The sequence below is a fragment of the Streptomyces sp. NPDC050528 genome (assembly GCF_044457795.1).
Classification (GTDB): Bacteria; Actinomycetota; Actinomycetes; order Streptomycetales; family Streptomycetaceae; genus Streptomyces.
The window spans coordinates 555,188-577,181 of sequence record NZ_JBITHH010000007.1; the positions used below are offsets into that span (position 1 = coordinate 555,188).

The following is a 21,994-nucleotide window of genomic DNA, read 5'->3' on the forward strand; positions in this document are numbered from 1 at the left end:
ACGCGGTCGCGGCGCCGGAGCGGGTTCGCCGCGACCGTGCGGGGAAGCCGCGGTTACACCTCGATGTGCCAGCCCATGATGACCGTGCGGTCGCGGGGCAGGCCGAAGTGTTCGGCGGCGTCGGCGGTGATGTGCGAGGTGGCGATGAACAGGCGTTTGCGCCAGGGGGCCATCGTCGGGGCCGGTCCTCGCCGTAGCTCGATCGTCGAGAGGAAGTAGGACGCCTGGTCGAGGTGGAGCGGGCCCTCGGTCTGTTCGGGGGTGAGCATCGCGAGCGTGGCGGGGACGTCCGCTGTCTCCATGTAGCCGAAGCGGGCGGTGACGTGGATGATCCCGTCGTCCGCGTAGCCGAGGCCGTCGACGACGATCCGCTGGTCGGCCGGGACGCGGGGCACGGGCTCGGTCTCGATGGAGAGGATCACGACCTGTTCGTGCCGTACGTGGTTGCGTTCCACGTTGGCGCGCATGGCCAAGGGGGCTGTCTGCTTGCCCCGGTTGAGGAAGACCGCGGTGCCGGGGACCTCGATCACCGGCCGTTCCCCGCTGCGGAGTTGGTCGACGAACTCGCGCAACGAGCCCTCGTGGTCGGCGCGTTCGGCGGTGACGACCTCACGGCCGCGCTGCCAGGTCGTCATGACGGTGAACGCGGTGAGGCCGATCAGCAGCGGCAGCCACGCGCCGTGGACGAGCTTGGTCAGGTTGGCCGCCACGAACAGCAGGTCGACGGTGAGCAACAGGGTCGCGCCGGTCGCGATCAGCCACACGGGTGTGTGCCATTTCGCCCGGGCGACGTAGAAGAACAGCAGGGTGGTGATGGTGATCGTGCCGGTGACCGCCATGCCGAACGCGAAGGCCAGCGCCGCGGAGCTGCGGAAGGCGAAGACCAGGGTGAGGACGGAGACCATCAACAGCCAGTTGATCCAAGGGACATAGATCTGGCCGATCGTGGACTCGGAGGTGTGGGCGATCCGCAGGCGCGGGAGGTAGCCGAGCTGAGCCGCCTGGGACGCGACCGAGTACGCGCCGGTGATCACCGCCTGGGAGGCGATCACGGTGGCCGCCGTGGCCAGCAGGACCATCGGCCACCGTCCCCAGTGCGGCACGAGCAGGAAGAACGGGCTGCTGATGTTGGCCGGGTCGGCGAGGATCAGCGCGCCCTGGCCGAGGTAGCTCAGGACGCAGGCGGGGAAGACGAGGAACAGCCAGCCGCGCGTGATGGCACGGCGGCCGAAGTGCCCCATGTCCGCGTAGAGCGCCTCCGCGCCGGTCACCGCGAGGACCACCGCCGCGAGCGCGAAGAACGCCGTACCGAAGTGGCCGAACAGGAAGCTCAGCGCGTAGCTCGGCCACAACGCCCGGAGGATGTTGGGGTGTTCGGTGATGCCGACGACTCCGCACGCGCCGATCGCCGTGAACCAGGCGATCATCACCGGCCCGAACACCCGGCCCACCGCGGCCGTTCCCCGGCGCTGCACCAGGAACAGCACCACGATGATCACGGCGGTGATCGGCACCACCGCGCTGTCCAGCGACGGTTCGACGACCTTGAGTCCCTCGACCGCCGACAGGACCGAAATCGCCGGGGTGATCATGCTGTCTCCGAAGAACAGCGACGCGCCGAAGATGCCGAGTCCCGCCAGAATGACGGCAGTTCGCCCGCCCCGCTGTGAACTCCAGCGCCGTAGCAGGGTGATGAGCGCCATGATGCCGCCCTCGCCCTCGTTGTCGGCGCGCATCGCCAGCAGGACGTACGTGACCGTGACGATGACCATCACCGACCAGAACACCAGCGACACCACGCCGTACACGTTCTGCGTGCTGACCGGGACCGGGTGCGGGTCGCTCGGGCTGAACACGGTCTGCAGGGTGTAGATCGGGCTGGTCCCGATGTCGCCGAAGACCACGCCGAGCGCACCGATCACGACCGCGAGCCGTACGGCGTCCCGCGCGCCCCCGTGTCGCGCTTCGGGCGGTCCCGACGCGGACGCCTCGTCCGCCTCCGCCGTGTGCCCACGGTCGGCCATGGTGTTCCTCCTTCTCGTGGACCGCGGTGCCGCGGGCCCGGTGCGTCGGGGCGGACATTACCGATGCGCCGGGGCGATCGCCGGTAGGTGTGCGCCGCTTCACCTCGAACCGGGTCGCCGTGTCGCCGCACTTCACCCGCCGTACGCGAGTCGGTCCAGTGACCGTGAATTGGCCTTGGGCCGGGAGGCCGCGGCGCGGCTAGCGTCGGGGTATGCGGATTCGTATCGTCGACGCCTTCACCGACCGGCCCTTCGCCGGCAACCCTGCCGGGGTGCTGCTTCTCGACACCCTCGACGCCTTCCCGGCGGACGACTGGCTTCAGCAGGTCGCGATGGAGGTGAATCACGCCGAGACGGCGTTCGCGCACCGGCTGCCCCAAGGCGGGGACGCCGACTGGGCGTTGCGGTGGTTCACGCCGACGACCGAGGTCGCGATGTGCGGGCACGCGACCCTCGCCACGGCCCATGTGCTGCACACCACCGGCGCCCACGAGGGGACCGTGCGGTTCGCGACGCGAAGCGGGGTGCTCAGTGCCACGCCGGCCGACGACGGGTCGATCACGCTCGACTTCCCGACCGCCCCGCTGACCGCCGTCGAGATCCCGGACGGTGTAGCCGAGGCGCTGGGTGCCGAGCCGCTCGCCGCGTTCGACACCGGCCCGAACATCGGCGACCTCCTCGTCGAACTCGCCGACGAGAAGACCGTCGTAGGACTCGCCCCGGACCACAGGGCGCTCGGGGCCCACTCCACGCGCGGCATCATCGCCACCGCCCGGGCCCAAGACCCCACCCGGGGCTACGACTTCGTGTCCCGGTGCTTCTTCCCGAACGTCGGGATCGACGAGGACCCGGTCACCGGCAGCGCGCACACGGCGCTGGCTCCCTACTGGTCGGAGCGGCTCGGGAACACGGTCCTCACCGGGCTGCAGGCCTCCTCGCGCTCCGGGCGCGTCCGGACCGAACTGCGCGGGGACCGCACCCTGTTGACCGGTCGCGCGGTGACCGTCATCGACGGCGAGCTGCTCGCCTGAGCCTCAAGTGGCGTGCCCCGCACGGGTGTTACGCCGTGGGCAGCCAGCCGACCTTCCCCGCGAGGAGCGCGTAGCCGACGAACGCCCCGATGTCGAGCAGGGAATGCGCCACCACCAGGGGACCCACGCGGCCCCAACGCCGGTACAGGTAAACGAAGACCACGCCCATCACCATGTTGCCGACGAAGCCGCCGATGCCCTGGTAGAGGTGGTAGCTACCGCGCAGTACGGAACTGGCCACCAGCGCGGTGCCCGGCGTCCAGCCCAACTGGCCGAGCCTGCGCAGGAGATAGCCGACGACGATCACTTCTTCGAGGATCGCGTTCTGCATCGCGGAGAGGATCAGGACCGGGTACTTCCACCAGACGTCGGGCAGCGCCTCCGGCACCACCGTGAGGTTGAAGCCGAGGCCGCGGGCGGACAGGTAGAAAGCGATGCCGGTGCTGCCGATGACCGCCGCGATCGCAGCCCCGCGGCCCAGGTCGGGCCAGGGCCGGGTGCGGTCGAAGCCGATCGTGCGCAGGCTCTCGCCCTCCCGCAGGAGGAAGTGCGCGACGAGGGCGACGGGGACGAGCGCGGACGCGATCCCGAACAGTTGCCAGGCGAGATCCAGCCAGGGACGGCCCGGCGCGGCCGAGGCGTTGAGGGTGGCCGCCTGGTCCTTGAGGCCTCCGGGTTTCGTGACCGATCCGACAAAACTGATCAGGGCGGACACACCACTCGCACCGAGCGAAAGCCCCAGAACGAGCAGTGCCTCGGACCGGAGAATCCGCCGTGTGGGCCGCTCCAGCGGAAAAGTTTCGGCCACCTGCCCTGCCTCCACCTGCACACCTGCCTTCAGTTCGGAAATCCCGCCTCATGCCCATCTTCGCCCCGCTAGGGTCTCGAAAGAACTTACGAAGATCGTGCGCGACAGGCCGTTGGGGGGACGGACGCGGTTCGGGGTCGTACCTCCCCCATGTCTGCCATACGGCCGCTTGCCGGCACGTGGTTCAACAGGGAGGGGCACCACCGTCATGGGACGTCACAGCTTGCCCGATCAGTACGGGGCGGGCGGCAGCGACCCCCGTCCTCGCGCGCGCCGTCGTACGGTCGCCATCGCGACTGTCCTCGTGTTGACCGTCGCCGGCGGTACCGCCGTGGCGGTGCAGAGCGGGCTGCTCTCCTTCGGTTCCTCCTGCCGCAAGGACGCCGTACGGCTGAAACTCGCCGCCTCCCCCGACATGACCCCCGCCCTGCGCGCGGCGGCCGGACAGGCGCGCGACGACGGCATCACGTCCGACGGGCGGTGTCTGAACATCTCGGTGACCGCCCAGGAGTCGTACAAGTTCGCGGACACGCTCAAGGCGGGCAAGCACCCGGACGTCCAGGTGTGGGTGCCCGACTCGGAGCTGTGGGTGAGCGAGGTCTCGTCGGCCGCCGACAGCGCGGCGACGGAGGTGACGCCCGCGGGCAACGTGGCCTCCACGCCGGTCGGGGTGGCGATGGTGCCGGCCGCCGCGAAGTCGCTGGGGTGGCCGCAGAAGACGTACGGCTGGCTGGACCTGGCCGGTGCCACCCTCACGGACGACTCGCTGCGGCTGGGCGCGGCCGACCCGGCGCGCAGCGCGACGGGACTGTTGGCGCTCACGCAGTTGAGTACAGCCGCCGCCAAGGTCAAGGGCGGGGCCACGCAGGCGGCGGCGATGATGAAGACCTTGTCGCAGCGGACCTCGGACACCGACAGCCAGGTCCTGGACACGCTCCCGCGCAACTCGTCCGGCACCGAGCAGGGCAATCCGAAGCGCAACCAGGCGCTGGTCCTCAGCGAGCAGTCGGCGTTCGCGTACAACGCGTCGGCCGCCGGGGACGGGAAGCTCGACCTGTTCTATCCGAAGGACGGCTCCCCGCGGCTCGACTACCCGTACAACCTGGTCGACCAGGAGCGGCTGACCACGGACCAGAGCCGGGCAGCGATCCGGTTCATGACCTATCTGAGCCAGCCGGCGCAGCAGAAGCTGATGGAGAAGTACGGCTTCCGGACGGATGACGACGCGGCGCCGAAGGCCGTGGTCGCGAAGGCCGGTGGCAGCAGTCCGCAGCCGTACGCCGTGGCGGCGCCCGAGCCCGCCTCCGACACGGCGCTCCAAGAGGCCCTGGGGACTTGGACGATCACGGTGCAGAGTGCCCGGATCACCACGGTCGTCGACGCGTCCGGCTCGATGGCGGAGACGGTGCCGGGGACCGGGCAGTCGCGGATGGACGTCACGAAGGGCTCGCTGCTGCAGGCGCTGGCCACGTTCACGCCCGAGGACGAGATCGGGCTGTGGGAGTTCTCGACGAAGCTCGACGGCGACAAGGACTACCGCGTCCTGGTCCCGACCGAACGCCTCGGCGACCGCAAAGGCGACGGCACCCAACGGGACGCCCTGTCAGCGGCGTTCGGCTCGCTGAAGCCGGTGCCGAACGGGGCGACCGGGCTCTACGACACCACCCTCGCCGCGTACAAGGCGGCCACCTCCTCCTATGCGACGGGGAAGTTCAACGCGCTGGTGATTCTGACCGACGGGGTCAACCAGGACCCCGGCAGCATCTCGCGCTCCGCGCTCATCAGGCAGTTGCAGCAACTCGCCAGCCCTGAACGGCCGGTGCCGCTCATCATGATCGCCGTGGGCCCGGACGCCGACAAGGAGGAGGCCCGGCAGATCGCCGAGGCGACCGGCGGCTCGGGCCACGAGGTGAGCAACCCGGCCCAGATCCAGTCGGTGATCCTCCAGGCCATCGTGGCGGCGGGCGCGAAGGGGGCATCGGCCAACGCGGGCTGAAACAGCCGGAGTTGAGCCACCCTGGCCAACGCCCGCTGAATCAGGCGCAGTTCACCCCAGCGGCACCGGCTCCGGCAACCCCACCGGCCACGTGTGGACCGGCTCCCCGAGGTGCATCAACTCGCTGTAGCGCCGGGTGGTCGCGGCCAGCGCCGCTTCCCTGCTCAGCCCCTGTTCCAGTGCGCGGTGGAACGTGGCGGACTGCCAGGTCGCACCGTTCGCCCGGCGGCGGCAGCGCTCGTCGATGACCCCCAAGTACAGGTCCCGGTCGGCCGGTTCGACCCCCCACGCGTCCAGGCCGGCCTCCGCGAGCGGCAGCAGTTCGTCGCGTACGAGGGTCACCGCGTCGATCTCGGTGGTGCCGCCGAGGCGTCCGCGCCGGGGCCAGAGCAGGCGGGCGTCGATGCCGTGGCGGCACGCGGTGTCGAAGTTGGCGGCGGCCGCCTCGAAGGGCAGCCGGGTCCACACCGGGCGCGACTCCTCGGCGAGGGCGCGCACGACGCCGTAGTAGAACGCGGTGTTGGCGATGACGTCGGTGACCGTGGGGCCCGCGGGCAGGACGCGGTTCTCGACGCGCAGGTGCGGGACGCCGTCGGCGATGCCGTAGACCGGGCGGTTCCAGCGGTACACCGTGCCGTTGTGCAGGACGAGTTCGGCGAGGGTGGGGATGCCGCCCGTGTCGAGGACGTCGAGCGGTTCCTCGTCGTCGTGGATCGGGAGCAGGGGCGGGAAGTACCGCAGGTTCTCCTCGAAGAGGTCGTACGCGGAGGTGACCCAGCGTTCGCCGAACCAGGTGCGGGGGCGGACGCCCTGGGCCTGGAGTTCGGGCGGGCGGGTGTCGGTGGCCTGCTGGAAGAGCGGGGGCCGGGACTCGTGCCACAGCTCGCGGCCGAACAGGAAGGGCGAGTTGGCGCCCACGGCGACCTGTGCGGCGGCGACGGCCTGAGCCGCGTTCCACACGTCCGCGAAGCGGTCCGGGGTGACCTGGAGGTGCAACTGCACGGAGGTGCAGGCGGCCTCGGGCGCGATGGAGCCGGAGGTGCAGGTGAGGTGCTCGACGCCGTCGATGTCGAGGACGAAATCCTCGCCGCGGGCGGCCACGATCTGATCGTTGAGCAGGGTGTACCGGTCGACCGCGGAGAGGTTCGAGGAGACCAGGTCGTCCCGGTCCAGCGTCGGCAGAATGCCGATCATCAGTATTCCGGCGTCGACCTCGCCCGCTTTCCGGTGGGCATATGCCAGTGACGTACGGATCTCCTCGGCGAGCCGGTCGAATACCCGGCCCTCCAATCGGTGTGGGGCAATGTTGACTTCCAGATTGAACATGGCGAGTTCTGTTTGGAAATCTCGGCTCGCGATGCGTTCCAGCACCTCGCCATTCAGCATTTTCGGCATGCCGTCGGAGCCGACGAGGTTCAGTTCGATCTCCAGCCCCATGAGGTTCCTGGGTCGGTCGAACCGCTTCTCGGCCAGCAGCCGCTCCAGCCCCGTCAGACAGCGCCGCAGCTTGGCGCGGTAGCGCTGACGGTCGGCGAGCTCGAACGATCCTCCCGAAACGACCTTCTCCCCCACGATGCGTCACCTCCTCGTCCCACTCGTCCCCGGGTCAGGAAGGATGATGCCCAGACCTGGCGATCGATAACGTCCCCGGACCGGCCCGGCGCCCGCTACTCTGGTCGAACGTGACCCGCGGCACATTCACGAGGCATGCAGCAGCGAGCAGTTCCCGCGCAATGAGAACCTCGTGAAAAACGCCGACGAGAATTGGCCGACCCCATCGGTGACATATCCCGAGGTCATCGCCGCAGGGCCCGTTCGGAACCGGGATGATTCCCGTGAATCGCTGGCCTAATAGGTCCTTGTTGTTCATACGGGAAACGGTTAGACGAAACATCGTCCCAACCCGTGTCGTATAAACTCCGCGAACAAGGCAGAAGGTTGGCGCCCCGGTCCTGGAACCTGCCGTCGAGGTGACGTGCGGCAGGCCGCACCCATGTTCACAGAACCCGCCCCGGCCTCCCTGACCCCGAGAGCTGACAGCGCCGTCCGCCCCCGCCCCGCCCTCGCGCCACCAGTGCCTGTCGAATGAGAGGCGACCCACCATGCCGCTGCATGTCCCCCCGGCTCCCGCGCCCGCCCTGCGCTCCGTTCTCACGGCACTCGGTTCCCCCACCGCAGTCCGCGAGGCCAAGACCCCGTCGCTGCGTGCGGCCCAGGGACCGGCAACACCCGAACTCCCGCTGCCCCTGCATGTGTTGGACCGCGTGTCCGCGGACGGGACGGCCGTCACCCGGCTGGCCGGGTGGCGTTTCCTGATCCGCTGCGGGGACCGCGCGGTCGCCGCGGCCGAGACCATGCTGACCCCCGACGGCTGGGCGTTCTCGCACTTCTTCGAGGGCCCCTACATCGCCTCCACCGAGCGGGCGCTGCGCCAGGCCGAGAACATGAAGGGCGCCCACCAGCCGCGCCTCCTCTCCGTGCCCGGCCTCTACATGCTCACGCTCTGGCTGCACGGCGACCTCACCGCGGACGGCGCCGGCGGCCACCCCGCCGCGACCGATCTGCTGGTCCCGCTGGCCCCGGCACCGCCCGGCATCGCGGCCCATCGGCCGCACCGGGTGGCCGAGTTGCTGCCGATGCTGACCCATCGGGTGACTCCCGCTCCACTGCTCGGTTCGCCCGCCTGACTTTCCCCCGCCGTCACCCCCGTACCCCGCCGCCGAATTCCCGGCAGCGGGGTACGATCGCGTTTCCGGCCCTTTCACGCTCGTAACGCTCGTCCGAGCACGAAATAGCTCGTACGAGCCGGGAATTGGGATGAACCGTCCGCGCGGGTGATGCGTCTTCAACCTGTGAGAAGCGGTGCTGCTAAATCCCTGCGGATTGACGTCCATGGGGCAACACTGGGTTCGGACCGACTCAACACCACGGGGGACGGACATGACCACAACAGAGCGAGAGATCCCACCCATGTGCAAGCACCAGCCACCGTGTCCCACAGCCGAATCCGCCGACCGGGAGTCCGCCCGCCTCATGGCGCACCACCCGGAACAGGGCTGGAGCCTGCTGTGCAACGGCGTTCTCCTGTTCGAGGACACCGGTGAGCTCCTGCCCGACGGCCAGATCATCGCCCCGCACCGCCAGGTGGTGACAGCCGCCTGAACACCATCGCGGGCGGTTCCGCCGCACCGCCCGTCGCTGTGTACCGCAAGAACATGAGGGGCCGGCCGCACATACTCGGTGCGCACCGGCCCCGACGCATATCCGGAGTTGTTCACTCCCCGTAGTCGGCTGTTATCCCAGCGCCTCACGGAGCGCGTAATAAGCCGGTTTCGCATTCAATTGCTCGTCCCAGGGAAGTGCCGCCCCCTCCCCCGGGAAGACCGCCGGAATCCACGAATACTTGTCCGTGTAATCCCAGACGGTCACCCCCACACACCCGCGCACCGCGAGGCACGCCCCCGTCAGGTCCCGGTACCAGGTCGCCTGCTCGGCCACCTTGGCGTCGGTCGCCGGGAGTTGCATCCGTACGTCGACCTCGGTGAGCGCCGTGTCGAGCCCCAGCCGGGAGAACCGGCGGAGATTGTCCTCCAGGGTCGCCGGATAGCCGTACTGGAGCGCCAGGTGCGCCTGGAACCCGATGCCGTCCAGCGGCACGTGCCGGGCCTTCAGCTCCTGGGCGAGAGCGTAGTAGGCGTCGCTCTTCGGGCCGGTCGCCTCGATGTTGTAGTCGTTGAGGTACAACTTCGCCCGCGGGTCGGCCTGGTGGGCCCAGCGCAGCGCGTCGGCGATGTAGCCGGGGCCGAGCGTCCGGTACCAGATCGTGTCGCGGTAGGTGCCGTCCTCGTTGAAGGCCTCGTTGACGACGTCCCAGGAGTAGACCTTGCCGCGGTAGTGCCGCACTTCGGTGGTGATGTGCTTCTTGAGTACGGCCCTCAACTCGTCCGCCGTCCAGGTGCGGGACGTGAGCCAGTCGGGCAACTGGCTGTGCCAGACCAGGGTGTGGGCGCGGACCCGCTGATGGTTCGCCCGGGCGAGGTTGACGATCTGATCGCCGTTCGTCCAGTCGAAGACGCCCTGTTGGGGCTCGGTGGCGTACCACTTCATGCCGTTGCCCGGGGTGATCATGTCGAACTCGCTGCCGAGGATCTTCGTGTACGCGGTGTCGGTCAGCTCGGGGTTGTCGGTGGCACTGCCGAAGTAACGCCCGTGGCGCTCGGCGAGTTGGGCGAGGGTCGGTTGTTTCTCGTGCGCCTGGGCCGGCGTGCCGGTGGCGATACCCGCAGCGATCAGGACGGCGACGAGGGCGCCCGCGAGTCTCAGTCTGTTTCTGGGCATGGTGCGACTCCTGTCCATGGGTGAGCGGTGTGTGAGGTCGCGCCCGTACTGGTGGAGGTTCGAAACTTTCGGAACCGATCCAGAAAGAGTCGATCCAGGAAGAGGTGTTACCGCGGCTGGTAGTCGAACCAGTCGAAGGCCGCCTCGCCCTCGGTGGCGTACATGCCGATCACGCGCCCGGTGAAGCCCCCGGCGACCTGCGTGGAGAGGTACCTTCCGTCCAACTCGGCCAGTTCTACGGCCCCTTCGGGTCCCTCCACCGAGAACGTCAGGGTGTCGGGGCCGCGCGTGGCGGCGCCGGTCGCGGTGATGGCGACGGTCAGGGTGACCGGTCCCGGCTCCAACGCCTGGTCGGCGATCCGTTGCCGTACGGGACCGATCCGGGCGAACACGGTCGCCGCTCCCCCGGCGACCTCGATGTCGTAGCGATGGGCCTCGTCGATGCGGACGGAGAGGCCCGCGCGGCCGGAGCCGGGGTCGATCCGGACCGACGCTCGGCAGTCGAGGTGCTGTTGGCGGCGGCCGATGAGGACCGGGCCGGACGTCGCGTCCAGGGTCAGCCAACCCGGGCGGCGGGTCAGGGACCAGGTGTCGTCCGGTCGGCTGCGCGGAGAGATCCAGGAGAAGGCGAGGGTCGGGGCGTCGAAGTCGTCGCGTACCGGCGGGAGTTCGAGGGGGTGCCAGGCGGCCGGTGCCGGGTGCTGTTCCTGTACCGGGCCGACTCGGGGCCAGCCGTCCACCCACTCCACCGGGGTCAGGAAGGTCTCGCGGCCCAGGACGTGGAAGCCGGGGAACCAGCCCCGGGGGCGGGTGCCGAGCAGCACCATCCACCAGGTGCCGTCGGGGGCGGTGACCAGGTCGGCGTGGCCGGTGCTCTGGATGGGGAGGTCGGTGCTGCGGTGGGTGAGGATCGGGTTGGCGGGGGCCGGTTCCCAGGGGCCGCGCGGGGAGCGGGCGCGGGCGATCGAGACGCTGTGGCCGTGTGCCGTGCCGCCCTCGGCGAGCAGCAGGTACCACCAGTCGCCGACGCGGTAGAGGTGCGGGGCCTCCGGGTGCTGGAGTCCGGTGCCGGACCAGATCGGGAGCGGGCCCTCCAGGACCTTGCCGGTGGTGGGTTCGATGCGGGCCACTTTCACCCCGGCGACCGCGCACCAGCAATTGCCGTCCTCGTCCCAGGCCAGGTCGGGGTCGATGCCGGGCACGTCGACGAGTACCGGGTCCGACCAGGGGCCCTCGGGGCGGTCGGCGGTGACGAGGAAGTTGCCCTTGCCGCCGACCTCCGTGGTGATCAGGTGGAAGCGGCCGTCGTGGTGGCGGAGGGTCGGGGCGTAGATGCCGGCCGAGGCGGGGGTGTCGTCCGGGAGGTCCAACTGGCTCGGCCGGTCGAGGACGTTGCCGATCTGACGCCAGTGCACCAGGTCCCGGCTGTGGAAGATCGGGACACCCGGGAAGTACTCGAAGCTGGAGCACGCGAGGTAGTAGTCCTCGCCGACCCGGCACACGCTGGGATCGGGGTGGAAGCCGCCGATGACCGGGTTGTCGTAGGTCCGCATCCGTGTCTGCCCTCCGTCCGGCCCGGTTCGAATGTTTCGGGCCGATTGACGAACGTTACGGAGCGGGACTGTAGGTGGCTCCGGGGGCGTCGGCAAGGTGTCGCGCGGGGGTGAGTTGGAGGCTGAGCACCATCGTGAGGCCGCCGCCGGGGGTGTCCTCGGCGCTCAGCGTGCCGCCGAGGGCTTCGGTGAAGCCGCGCGCGACCGCCAATCCGAGGCCCACTCCGGCGCCGCGCGGGGCGTCGCCGTAGCGCTGGAAGGGTTCGAAGATGCGGGTCTTGGCCTCGTCGGGGACGCCCGGGCCGCGGTCGATCACCCGGATCTCGACGCGGTCGGCGATGGCACTTGCCTTGACCAGGACGGGAGTTCGCTCCGGGCTGTACTTGACCGCGTTCTCGACGATGTTGGCGACGGCGCGTTCCAGCAGACCCTTGTCGACGGGGACCATGGGCAGGCTTTCGGGGATGTCGAGTTCGACGCTGTCCTCGGGGACCCCGCCCAGCGCCATCGGGATCACCTCGTCGAGGTCCGCCTCGCGGATGATCGGGGTGACCGTGCCGGTCTGGAGGCGGGACATGTCGAGGAGGTTCCCGACGAGGTTGTCGAGGCGGTCGGCGCCGTCCTCGATACCGGCGAGCAGCTCGGCCTGGTCCTCCTCCGACCAGGCGACGTCCTCCGAACGGAGCGAGGACACCGCCGCTTTGATGCCGGCGAGGGGTGTGCGCAGGTCGTGGCTCACGGCGGCGAGGAGTGCCGTGCGGATGCGGTTGCCCTCGGCCAACGCCCTTGCCTGGTCTGCCTCTTCGCGGAGACGGCGACGGTCCAGGACTACGGCTGCCTGCGCGGCGAAGGCGGCCAGGACGCGGCGGTCCTCGGCGGGCAGGACCCGGCCGGAGAGGGCGAGGGCCATGTGGTCGCCGACCGGTACGTCGACGTCCGCGTCCTCCGGGTTCTGGCAGGGGCGGGGGCCCACGCTGCCCGCGCAGGTCCAGGGTTCGACGTCGCTCGCGCGCTCCAGCAGGGCGGCGGACTCCATGCCGAAGGTCTCCCGGACCCGTTCCAGGAGCGCCTCCAGGCTGGTCTCGCCGCGCAGCACATTGCCCGCGAGGAAGGAGAGGATCTCCGACTCGGCGCGCAGGCGGGCCGCTTGATGGGTGCGACGGGCCGCCAGATCCACCACCGACGCGACCGACACCGCGACGGCGACGAAGATCGCGATGGCGACGATGTTCTTGGGGTCGGCGATGGTGAACGTGTGGACGGGCGGGGTGAAGTACCAGTTCAGGAGCAGCGATCCGACCGCCGCCGAGGCCAGTGCGGGGAAGAGTCCGCCGAGCAGGGCCGCCGCCACCGTCAGGGACAGGAACAGCAACATGTCGTTGGCCAGGCCGACTTCGGGGGCGACACCGCTCAACAGCCAGGTGAGCAGCAGCGGTCCGGCGATTCCGGCCAGCCAGCCCCAGACGATGCGGGCGCGCCCGAGCCGCGTGCCCCGGTTCACGGGCAGTCCGCGTCCCTTGCCCGCCTCGTCGTGCGTGATGAGGTGGACGTCGAGATCGGGGCCGGACTCGCGGGCGACCGTCGAGCCGACGCCGGGCCCGAAGACGTACTGCCAGCCCTTGCGGCGGGAGACACCGAGGACGATCTGGGTGGCGTTGACCCCGCGCGCGAAGTCCAGCAGGGCTGCCGGTATGTCCTCACCGACGACGTGGTGGAAGGTGCCGCCCAAGTCCTCGACCAGGGTGCGCTGTTGGGCGAGTTCCTTCGGGGAGGCCGAGGTCAGCCCGTCGCTGCGGGAGATGTAGACGGCCAACACCTCACCGCCCGCGCCCTTTTCGGCGAGGCGGGCGGCCCGGCGGATCAGGGTGCGTCCCTCGGGGCCGCCGGTCAGTCCTACGACGATCCGCTCACGGGAACCCCAGATCGCCGAGACGCGGTGTTCGCTGCGGTACTCCTGGAGGTAGGCGTCGACCCGGTCGGCGAGCCAGAGCAGCGCCAACTCCCGTAGCGCGGTGAGGTTTCCGGGCCGGAAGTAGTTGGAGAGGGCCGCGTCGACCTTGTCCGGTTTGTAGATGTTGCCGTGGGCCATCCGGCGTCGTAGCGCGGGGGGTGACATGTCGACCAGTTCGATCTGGTCGGCGCGGCGCACGACCTCGTCCGGCACGGTCTCCTGCTGCCGAACCCCGGTGATCGACTCGACGATGTCGCCCAGGGATTCCAGGTGTTGGATGTTGACGGTCGAGATCACGTCGATGCCCGCCGCCAGCAACTCCTCTATGTCCTGCCAGCGCTTGGCGTTGCGGGAGCCGGGGATGTTGGTGTGCGGGAGCTCGTCGACGAGGGCGACCTCGGGGTGGCGGGCGAGGACCGCGTCGACGTCCATCTCGGTGAACGTCGTGTCCCGGTAGGCGAGTTCACGGCGCGGGATCTCCTCCAGGCCGTGCAGCATCACCTCGGTGCGGGGTCTGCTGTGGTGTTCCACGAAGGCGACCACGCAGTCGGTGCCCCGCTCGATCCGCCGGTGCGCCTCGGACAGCATCGCGTACGTCTTGCCGACGCCCGGTGCCGCGCCGAGGTAGATCCGGAGCTTGCCGCGTCCCATGTCATCCTTCGAAGCGGTAGCCCATGCCGGGCTCGGTGATCAGATAGCGGGGGCTCGACGGGTCCCCCTCCAGCTTGCGGCGCAACTGGGCCATGTAGACCCGGAGATAGTTGGTCTTGTTGCTCTGGGTCACCCCCCACACCTCCTGGAGCAGGTACTTCTGGGTGATCAGGCGGCCGGGGTTGGTGACCAGGATCTCCAGCAGATGCCACTCGGTGGGGGTGAGCCGGATGTCGTGTCCGTCGCGGGTGGCCTTCTTGGCGAGCAGGTCGATGGTGAAGTCGTCGGTGGTCACGAGGGTGGTCGTCGGGGCGAGCGGCACGTCCTCGACGCGGCGGACCGCCGCCCGTAGCCGGGCGAGGAGTTCGTCCATGCTGAACGGCTTGGTGATGTAGTCGTCGGCGCCCGCGTCGAGAGCGGCGACCTTCTCGTCGGAGGCCTGCCGGGCCGACAGCACCAGGATCGGGACCCGGGTCCAGCCGCGCAGCGCCTTGATGACGTCGACGCCGTCCATGTCGGGCAGCCCGAGGTCGAGCATCACGACGTCCGGCTGCCGCGCCGCCGCGAGCCGGAGCGCGGTGGCGCCGTCCGGGGCGGCGTCGACGCCGTACTGCCGGGCCTGCATGTTGATCACGAGGGCCCGTACGAGCTGCGGGTCGTCCTCCACCACCAGCACCCGAGTCATGGGGGTGTGCCTTTCGTGTGGTCCCTGGCATGGCGGCGGGAGTCGGCGGCACCGGGATCTCCTCCGGGCCGCCGACTCCCCTGCCGGTCGTGTAACGCCATCAGCTCTTCGTCACAAGGGACTTGAGCGCGATGTTGAGCTCCAGCACGTTCACCGTCGGCTCGCCGATGAAGCCGAGGGTGCGGCCGTCGGTGTGCTCGTCGACCAGCTTCTGCACCTGGGCGACGGACAGGCCGTTCTTCTCGGCGATGCGGTGGACCTGGAGGTCCGCGTAGGCCGGGGAGATGTCCGGGTCGAGGCCGGAGCCGGAGGACGTGACCGCGTCGGCGGGCACCTGGGACGCCTTGACCGTGTAGCCGGGCACCGAGTTGTCCTTGATGACCGCGGCCTTGGCGTCCTTCACCTGCTGGAGGAGGACCTTGCTGTCGGCGGAGAGGTTGGTGGCACCGGAGAGGATCAACGAGTACTGGGTGTTGATGCTGTTGGCGCCGAGACCGTTCTGCGGCCGGCCCTGGAACCACTTCAGATCCGGGTCCGGGGTCTCCTGCCCCTTCTTCAACGGCAGGTTGTACGACTGCCCGATGAGGGACGAGCCGACGACCTTGCCCTCCGACTTGATCTCCGAGCCGTTCGCCTTGCCGGGGAAGATCCCCTGGGCGATCCCGGTGACGACCAGCGGGTAGACGACGCCCGTCACCAGGGTCAGCACGAGCAGGGCGCGTAGGCCCGCCCAGAGCAACCGGGCTGTGTTGGATACCGAGTTGTTCATGCCGATCAGCCGATTCCGGGGATGAGGGAGATGAGGAGGTCGATGATCTTGATGCCGATGAAGGGGGCGATCAGTCCGCCGATGCCGTAGATCCCGAGGTTGCGGCGGAGCATCTTGTCGGCGCTGACCGGCCGGTACTGCACGCCCCGCAGGGAGAGCGGGACCAGCGCGATGATGACCAGCGCGTTGAAGATGACCGCGGAGAGGATCGCGGAGTCGGGCGAGGCCAGGTGCATGATGTTGAGCTTGTCCAGGCCCGGGTAGACCGCCGCGAACAGCGCCGGGATGATCGCGAAGTACTTCGCGACGTCATTGGCGATCGAGAACGTCGTCAACGCGCCCCGGGTGATGAGGAGTTGCTTGCCGATCTCGACGATCTCGATGAGCTTGGTCGGGTTCGAGTCGAGGTCGACCATGTTGCCGGCCTCCTTCGCGGCCGACGTACCGGTGTTCATCGCGACGCCGACGTCCGCCTGGGCCAGCGCGGGCGCGTCGTTCGTTCCGTCACCGGTCATCGCGACCAGCTTGCCGCCGGCCTGCTCCCGCTTGATGAGGGCCATCTTGTCCTCGGGAGTCGCCTCCGCGAGGAAGTCGTCGACGCCCGCTTCTTCGGCGATCGCCTTGGCGGTCAGCGGGTTGTCACCCGTGATCATGACGGTCTTGATGCCCATGCGGCGCAGCTCGTCGAACCGCTCGCGCATGCCCGCCTTGACGACGTCCTTGAGGTGGATGACGCCCAACACCCGGGCGCCGTCGGTGTCTTCGACCGCCACGAGCAGCGGGGTGCCGCCGGCCGCGGAGATCCGGTCGGTGAGCGCGCCGGCGTCCTCGGACACCTCGCCGCCCCGCTCCCGGACCCAGGTGACGACCGAACCGGCCGCGCCCTTGCGGATCTTGCGCCCGTCGACGTCCACGCCGGACATACGGGTCTGCGCGGTGAACGCGATCCACTCGGCGTGGGCCAACTCGCCCTGGTGGCGCTCCCGCAGGCCGTACTTCTCCTTCGCCAGGACGACGATGGAGCGGCCCTCGGGCGTCTCGTCGGCCAGCGAGGAGAGCTGGGCGGCGTCGGCGAGTTCGGCCTCGGTGGTGCCGGTGACCGGCACGAATTCCGACGCCTGGCGGTTGCCGAGGGTGATGGTGCCGGTCTTGTCGAGCAGCAGGGTCGAGACGTCACCCGCGGCCTCAACTGCCCTGCCGGACATGGCCAGTACGTTCCTCTGCACCAGCCGGTCCATGCCCGCGATGCCGATCGCGGAGAGCAGCGCGCCGATCGTCGTCGGGATCAGACAGACCAGCAGGGCCACCAGCACGATCATCGTGAGGTGGGTGCCCGCGTAGTCCGCGAACGGCGGCAGCGTGGCACAGGCCAGCAGGAAGACGATGGTGAGGGACGCCAACAGGATGTTGAGCGCGATCTCGTTGGGCGTCTTCTGCCGGGCGGCGCCCTCGACCAGGGCGATCATCCGGTCGATGAAGGTCTCGCCCGGCTTCGTCGTGATCTTGATGACGATGCGGTCGGAGAGGACCTTCGTGCCACCGGTGACGGCCGAGCGGTCGCCGCCGGACTCGCGGATGACCGGCGCGGACTCGCCGGTGATGGCCGACTCGTCGACGCTCGCCACTCCCTCTACGACGTCACCGTCGCCGGGGATGATGTCGCCCGCCTCGCACACCACCAGGTCGCCGATGCGCAGCTCGGTGCCGGGGATCTGCTCCTCGGTCGTGCCGGTGAGGCGCCGGGCCACCGTGTCGGTCTTGGCCTTGCGCAGGGTGTCGGCCTGCGCCTTGCCGCGGCCCTCGGCGACGGCCTCCGCCAGGTTGGCGAAGATCACGGTCAGCCACAGCCAGACGCTGATCGCCCAGCCGAACCAGTCACCCGGGTCCTTGAAGGAGAAGATCGTGGTCAGCACCGAGCCGATCCACACCACGAACATCACGGGCGACTTGACCATCACCCGCGGGTCCAGCTTGCGGCACGCGTCGGGCAGGGACTTGATCAGCTGCTTCGGGTCGAACAGGCCCGCGCCGACCCGCCCTTCGTCCTTGTGACCGGTCGGCACATCGCTGTGCGGCGCCCGGGCCGGAGTGGCAGTGGACATCGAGTCCTCTTGGTTTTCTTGGTTGTCTGTGCGGGTGGTCATGACGCCAGCCCCTCGGCCAGCGGTCCCAGTGCCAGCGCCGGGAAGTAGGTCAGACCGGTGATGATGAGGATCGCGCCCACCAACAGGCCGGTGAACAAAGGCTTTTCGGTGCGCAGGGTGCCTGCCGTGACCGGCACCGGCTTCTGCTCGGCGAGCGAGCCGGCCAGGGCCAGCACGAACACCATCGGCAGGAAGCGGCCGAGCACCATCGCGAGCCCGGTCATGGTGTTGAACCAGTCGGTGTTCGCGTTCAGACCCGCGAAGGCGGAGCCGTTGTTGTTCGCGGCGGAGGTGAAGGCGTACAGCACCTCGGAGAAGCCGTGCGCGCCGGAGTTCAGCATCGAGTGCGGCGGGGTCGGCAGCGCCATGGAGGCGGCCGCGAAGATCAGTACCAGGGCCGGGGTGATCAGGATGTAGCAGGCCGCGAGCTTCATCTCGCGGGTGCCGATCTTCTTGCCCAGGTACTCGGGCGTACGGCCGACCATCAGCCCGGCGATGAACACCGCGATGACCGCCATGATCAGCATTCCGTAGAGGCCGGAGCCGGTACCACCGGGTGCGATCTCGCCCAACTGCATGCCCAGGATGGTGATTCCGCCGCCGAGACCGGTGAACGAGGAGTGGAACGAGTCCACCGCGCCCGTCGAGGTCAGGGTGGTCGACACCGCGAAGATCGAGGAGGCGCCTACGCCGATCCGCTGTTCCTTGCCCTCCATCGCACCGCCCGCGGCCTGCAACGCCGCGCCGTGGTGGGCGAACTCGGTCCACATCATCAGGGCGACGAAGCCGACCCAGATGGTGGCCATGGTCGCGAGGATCGCGTAGCCCTGCTTGATGGAACCGACCATCACGCCGAAGGTGCGGGTCAGCGCGAACGGGATGACCAACAGCAGGAAGATCTCGAAGAGGTTGGTGAAGGGCGTCGGGTTCTCGAAGGGGTGGGCGGAGTTGGCGTTGAAGTAACCGCCGCCGTTGGTACCGACTTCCTTGATGGCCTCCTGCGAGGCGACCGCGCCGCCGTTCCACTGCTGGTGGCCGCCCATGAACTGGCCGACCTCGTGGATCCCGGAGAAGTTCTGGATGGCACCGCAGGCGACGAGCACGAGCGCGGCGACTACGGACAGCGGCAACAGGATGCGGATGACACCGCGCACCAAGTCGGCCCAGAAGTTGCCGAGTTCACCGGTACGCGAGCGCGCGAAGCCGCGTACAAGAGCCACGGCCACCGCGATGCCGACGGCCGCGGAGACGAAGTTCTGCACGGCCAGACCGGCGGTCTGCACGACGTGACCCATGGTCTGCTCGCCGTAGTACGACTGCCAGTTGGTGTTCGTCACGAACGACGCGGCCGTGTTGAACGACTGCGCCGGATTGACCGAGGAGAACCCCAGCGAGCCGGGCAGGATGCCCTGAATCCGCTGAAGCAGATAGAGGAAGAGAACCCCGACCGCCGAGAAGGCGAGCACGCCGCGCAGATACGCCGGCCAGCGCATCTCGGTGTTCGGGTCGGCACCGATGCCCTTGTAGATCCACTTCTCGACGCGCAGGTGCTTGTCGGAGGAGTAGACCCTGGCCATGTAGGTGCCGAGGGGGATGTAGGCGAGCGCCAGCGCCGCTATGAGCGCGATCAGCTGGAGCACACCGGCGAGGACGGGACCCATATCGCTCTCAGAACCTCTCCGGGAAGATCAGGGCGAGGACGAGATAGCCCAGCAGGGCGACGGCCACGACGAGGCCGACAATGTTCTCGGCGGTCACAGCTTCGTCACCCCCTTGGCGACGAGGGCCACCAACGCGAAGACCGCGATCGTGGTGACGACGAAGGCCAGATCGGCCATCGTGAACTCCTGGAATGAGGTTCGAATGGAACGGACGCTTAGAGGTAACCGCGCCCGTGACCGGATTCGGCCGCCGTTGACGGGTCCCTTACGGCGACGCATACGGCTTTGACGGGACTCTTACGGCGACCGCCGTGAACCGGGTGTGTGCGCCGGGGCGGGGGCTCAGAACAGCCGGAACCGCAGCCGGCAGATCACCGCATCCGTGTCCCGTCGTACCGCATGGGCGACGACAGCCCCCCGCTGGTTCTGCAGCAGCCGCTGCCACAGCCGTACCGGCTCCACCTCGGCGATCAGGACGGTGACCCGGGTGTCCGGTTCCGTCGCGGACACCTCGCGTACGTACGCGGCGATCGGGCGGCCCAACGTGCGGCGCTCGCAGGGGAGTTGGACCAGAGGGACGCCGGGGTCCCATTGGGCCCAGGCGCGCTCCAGGGCGTGGAGGTGGGCGCGGTCCTCGAGGTCCGGGTAGCAGACAGTAACCGCGCGTACCTCGTCGCCGAGGGAGGCCGCTGCCGTCAGCGCCTCAGAGGTGAGGCGGGAGAGCGACGAGACCGGCACGATCACCACCGAACGGTCCCGGTGCGGGGGCTCCGGGATGCGGCCGAGGCCGAGCCGTTCGCCGATGTGCGCGTACGTGCGGTGCACGGTCTCGAAGGCGAGCACGAGCAGCGGCAGGGTGATCACGATCAGCCAGGCGCCCTCCTCGAACTTGGTCGCGGTGACGACGACCGCCGCGACGCCGGTGAGGAGCGCGCCGAACCCGTTCAGCAGGGCTTTTCCGCGCCAGCCGGTGCCGCGCTCGCCGCGCCAGTGCCGGACCATGCCGACCTGGGCGACCGTGAAGCCGACGAAGACGCCGATCGCGAAGAGCGGCACGAGGGTGTTGGTGTCGCCGCCGGAGAACACCAGCAGGGCGGCCGAGACCGCGGCCAGCGCGAGCACGCCGTGCCGGTGCACCTGGCGGTCGGCCTTGAGGGCGAAGACGTGCGGGAGGTAGTTGTCGCGGGCCAGCAGTTTCAGCAGCACCGGCAGCCCGCCGAAGGACGTGTTCGCGGACAGGGCGAGCAGGATCATCGTCGCGAACTGGATGACGTAGAAAGCCCAGTTGTGGCCGAGGGAGGCGTCCGCGAGCTGGGCGAGGACGGTGACTCCCTGGACGGGCTGGAGGTGGAAGCGGGAGATCAGCACCGAGAGGCCGATCAGCATCACGCCGAGCACCGCGCCGAGGGCGACCTCCGCACGCTGGGCCCGCTTCACTCGGGGTGCGCGGAAGGAGGGCACGGCGTTGGCGATGGCCTCGACGCCGGTGAGGGCGCTGCAGCCGCTGGCGAAAGCTTTCAGCAATAGCAGGGTGCCGACGCTCGTCGCGTTGTCGGCGAGCGCGGAGGCGTGTCCGTCGGCGGTCGCGGTGCTCACCGGCGCGGACCGGAACAGGCCGACCGCGATCAGCACGAGGATGGAGCCGACGAAGACGACGGTCGGCACGACGAAGGCGCGGGCCGACTCGACGATCCCGCGCAGGTTCACCGCCGTGACCAGCACGAGCACGGCGAGGCAGAGCCACAGCCGGTCGTCGTAGAGCCCCGGAAAGGCCGAGGTCAGAGCGGCGACACCGGCCGTGACGGCGACCGCGACGTTCAGTACGTAGTCCAGCACCAGCGAGGCCGCCGCCACCAGGCTGGTCCGCGCGCCGAGGTGGGTCTTCGCCACGGCGTAGGAGCCGCCGCCGTCCGGGAAGGCAGCGATGACCTGCCGGTACGAGGCGACGAGCACCGCGAGCAGAGCGGCGATGGCGAGCGTGACCGGGAGGGTGAAGCCGAGCCCGTGCGCGCCGGCGGCGGCCAGCACGAGGACGATCGCCTCGGGGCCGTAGGCCACCGACGCCATGGCGTCCAGGGAGAGGGCGGCGAACCCGGCGAGGGCGGTCAACCGGTGGCGTTCGCCGGTATCCGGGGGCTCCTCGTCGGCGGGCGTGGCGCCCGGCTGGACAGCGAGAACGGTCATGCTGGTGGCTCCTTCACGTACGGACGCGGTGACGGGACCGCGCGAGTGCGCTTCAGGTTCTGTCCCGCCGTGGCCGGTTTCCTCTTCTCCTTGCGTCTTCTTCGCGCCGAACACGCGTTCTTTGACGCGAACTTGACGACCGTGTGACCAGGGCAACTGCCCTCCGCCGTTGCGAGGGCGTCAAGAAGCACCGCCCGCC

Annotated in this window: 16 protein-coding genes; 4 read left to right on the plus strand and 12 right to left on the minus strand. The window is 69.4% G+C overall.

The features are described 5' to 3' along the window. Window positions 1–53: 53 nt before the first annotated feature. On the minus strand, window positions 54–2,024 hold the full coding sequence (locus ACIBK4_RS26470) for a potassium transporter Kup (RefSeq protein WP_398998174.1): 1,971 nt from the start codon (window positions 2,022–2,024) through the stop codon (window positions 54–56). A 212-nt stretch (window positions 2,025–2,236) separates the two neighbouring features. Between ACIBK4_RS26470 and ACIBK4_RS26475 the strand changes: the two genes are divergently transcribed. Next, the gene (locus tag ACIBK4_RS26475) at window positions 2,237–3,055 is read left to right on the plus strand and encodes a PhzF family phenazine biosynthesis protein (RefSeq protein WP_398998176.1); all 819 of its coding nucleotides are present in this window, start codon (window positions 2,237–2,239) and stop codon (window positions 3,053–3,055) included. Between the two features lie 28 nt (window positions 3,056–3,083). Here ACIBK4_RS26475 and ACIBK4_RS26480 read toward each other — a convergent pair whose 3' ends face one another. Next, window positions 3,084–3,884 carry a CPBP family intramembrane glutamic endopeptidase gene (locus ACIBK4_RS26480; RefSeq protein WP_019059387.1) on the minus strand — a complete coding sequence of 267 codons (801 nt, stop codon included), beginning with the start codon at window positions 3,882–3,884 and terminating at the stop codon, window positions 3,084–3,086. 187 nt (window positions 3,885–4,071) lie between these two features. Here ACIBK4_RS26480 and ACIBK4_RS26485 point away from each other — a divergent pair, with 187 nt between their 5' ends. Further along, window positions 4,072–5,859 (plus strand): substrate-binding and VWA domain-containing protein, encoded by a 1,788-nt coding sequence (locus tag ACIBK4_RS26485; protein ID WP_398998179.1) that lies wholly within the window; start codon window positions 4,072–4,074, stop codon window positions 5,857–5,859. Window positions 5,860–5,910: 51 nt separating this feature from the next. Here ACIBK4_RS26485 and ACIBK4_RS26490 read toward each other — a convergent pair whose 3' ends face one another. Then, window positions 5,911–7,431 carry a glutamate-cysteine ligase family protein gene (locus tag ACIBK4_RS26490; RefSeq protein ID WP_398998181.1) on the minus strand — a complete coding sequence of 507 codons (1,521 nt, stop codon included), beginning with the start codon at window positions 7,429–7,431 and terminating at the stop codon, window positions 5,911–5,913. A gap of 530 nt (window positions 7,432–7,961) precedes the next feature. On the opposite strand from ACIBK4_RS26490, the gene ACIBK4_RS26495 reads away from it, so the two are divergent. Both ACIBK4_RS26495 and ACIBK4_RS26500 read left to right on the plus strand, forming a co-directional pair. After that, window positions 7,962–8,546, plus strand: coding sequence for a hypothetical protein (locus ACIBK4_RS26495; protein ID WP_398998183.1), 585 nt, complete (start codon window positions 7,962–7,964; stop codon window positions 8,544–8,546). A gap of 283 nt (window positions 8,547–8,829) precedes the next feature. Next, on the plus strand, window positions 8,830–9,021 hold the full coding sequence (locus ACIBK4_RS26500) for a DUF5999 family protein (protein WP_033283380.1): 192 nt from the start codon (window positions 8,830–8,832) through the stop codon (window positions 9,019–9,021). Between the two features lie 132 nt (window positions 9,022–9,153). Here ACIBK4_RS26500 and ACIBK4_RS26505 read toward each other — a convergent pair whose 3' ends face one another. From ACIBK4_RS26505 to ACIBK4_RS26545, 9 genes are all read right to left on the minus strand, one after another. Further along, complete coding sequence (locus tag ACIBK4_RS26505; protein WP_398998185.1) at window positions 9,154–10,197, minus strand: endo-1,4-beta-xylanase; 1,044 nt, start codon at window positions 10,195–10,197, stop codon at window positions 9,154–9,156. 107 nt (window positions 10,198–10,304) lie between these two features. Continuing rightward, window positions 10,305–11,750 carry a glycoside hydrolase family 43 protein gene (locus ACIBK4_RS26510; protein ID WP_398998187.1) on the minus strand — a complete coding sequence of 482 codons (1,446 nt, stop codon included), beginning with the start codon at window positions 11,748–11,750 and terminating at the stop codon, window positions 10,305–10,307. A gap of 55 nt (window positions 11,751–11,805) precedes the next feature. Further along, window positions 11,806–14,352 (minus strand): DUF4118 domain-containing protein, encoded by a 2,547-nt coding sequence (locus ACIBK4_RS26515; RefSeq protein ID WP_398998189.1) that lies wholly within the window; start codon window positions 14,350–14,352, stop codon window positions 11,806–11,808. A 1-nt stretch (window position 14,353) separates the two neighbouring features. Next, window positions 14,354–15,037 (minus strand): response regulator, encoded by a 684-nt coding sequence (locus tag ACIBK4_RS26520; protein ID WP_393753855.1) that lies wholly within the window; start codon window positions 15,035–15,037, stop codon window positions 14,354–14,356. Window positions 15,038–15,137: 100 nt separating this feature from the next. Continuing rightward, complete coding sequence (locus ACIBK4_RS26525; RefSeq protein WP_398998191.1) at window positions 15,138–15,806, minus strand: potassium-transporting ATPase subunit C; 669 nt, start codon at window positions 15,804–15,806, stop codon at window positions 15,138–15,140. A gap of 5 nt (window positions 15,807–15,811) precedes the next feature. Beyond that, on the minus strand, window positions 15,812–17,908 hold the full coding sequence (kdpB, locus tag ACIBK4_RS26530) for a potassium-transporting ATPase subunit KdpB (protein WP_398998193.1): 2,097 nt from the start codon (window positions 17,906–17,908) through the stop codon (window positions 15,812–15,814). A gap of 38 nt (window positions 17,909–17,946) precedes the next feature. Beyond that, a complete protein-coding gene (kdpA, locus tag ACIBK4_RS26535; protein WP_398998195.1) occupies window positions 17,947–19,611 on the minus strand; it encodes a potassium-transporting ATPase subunit KdpA in 1,665 nt (554 codons plus the stop codon). Between the two features lie 7 nt (window positions 19,612–19,618). Further along, window positions 19,619–19,708, minus strand: a complete 90-nt coding sequence (gene kdpF / locus ACIBK4_RS26540) for a K(+)-transporting ATPase subunit F (protein ID WP_016434100.1) — start codon at window positions 19,706–19,708, stop codon at window positions 19,619–19,621. 245 nt (window positions 19,709–19,953) lie between these two features. Then, window positions 19,954–21,795, minus strand: a complete 1,842-nt coding sequence (locus ACIBK4_RS26545; RefSeq protein WP_398998197.1) for an APC family permease — start codon at window positions 21,793–21,795, stop codon at window positions 19,954–19,956. Between the last annotated feature and the right edge of the window lie 199 nt (window positions 21,796–21,994).

Bases quoted from the DNA above. Each gene is read 5' to 3' on its own strand.
- ACIBK4_RS26470 (WP_398998174.1), bottom strand. From the start codon at position 2,024: ATGGCCGACCGTGGGCACACGGCGGAGGCGGACGAGGCGTCCGCGTCG.
- ACIBK4_RS26475 (WP_398998176.1), top strand. From the start codon at position 2,237: ATGCGGATTCGTATCGTCGACGCCTTCACCGACCGGCCCTTCGCCGGC.
- ACIBK4_RS26485 (WP_398998179.1), top strand. From the start codon at position 4,072: ATGGGACGTCACAGCTTGCCCGATCAGTACGGGGCGGGCGGCAGCGAC.
- ACIBK4_RS26495 (WP_398998183.1), top strand. From the start codon at position 7,962: ATGCCGCTGCATGTCCCCCCGGCTCCCGCGCCCGCCCTGCGCTCCGTT.
- ACIBK4_RS26500 (WP_033283380.1), top strand. From the start codon at position 8,830: ATGTGCAAGCACCAGCCACCGTGTCCCACAGCCGAATCCGCCGACCGG.
- ACIBK4_RS26505 (WP_398998185.1), bottom strand. From the start codon at position 10,197: ATGCCCAGAAACAGACTGAGACTCGCGGGCGCCCTCGTCGCCGTCCTG.
- ACIBK4_RS26510 (WP_398998187.1), bottom strand. From the start codon at position 11,750: ATGCGGACCTACGACAACCCGGTCATCGGCGGCTTCCACCCCGATCCC.
- ACIBK4_RS26515 (WP_398998189.1), bottom strand. From the start codon at position 14,352: ATGGGACGCGGCAAGCTCCGGATCTACCTCGGCGCGGCACCGGGCGTC.
- ACIBK4_RS26520 (WP_393753855.1), bottom strand. From the start codon at position 15,037: ATGACTCGGGTGCTGGTGGTGGAGGACGACCCGCAGCTCGTACGGGCC.
- ACIBK4_RS26525 (WP_398998191.1), bottom strand. From the start codon at position 15,806: ATGAACAACTCGGTATCCAACACAGCCCGGTTGCTCTGGGCGGGCCTA.
- kdpB (WP_398998193.1), bottom strand. From the start codon at position 17,908: ATGTCCACTGCCACTCCGGCCCGGGCGCCGCACAGCGATGTGCCGACC.
- kdpA (WP_398998195.1), bottom strand. From the start codon at position 19,611: ATGGGTCCCGTCCTCGCCGGTGTGCTCCAGCTGATCGCGCTCATAGCG.
- ACIBK4_RS26545 (WP_398998197.1), bottom strand. From the start codon at position 21,795: ATGACCGTTCTCGCTGTCCAGCCGGGCGCCACGCCCGCCGACGAGGAG.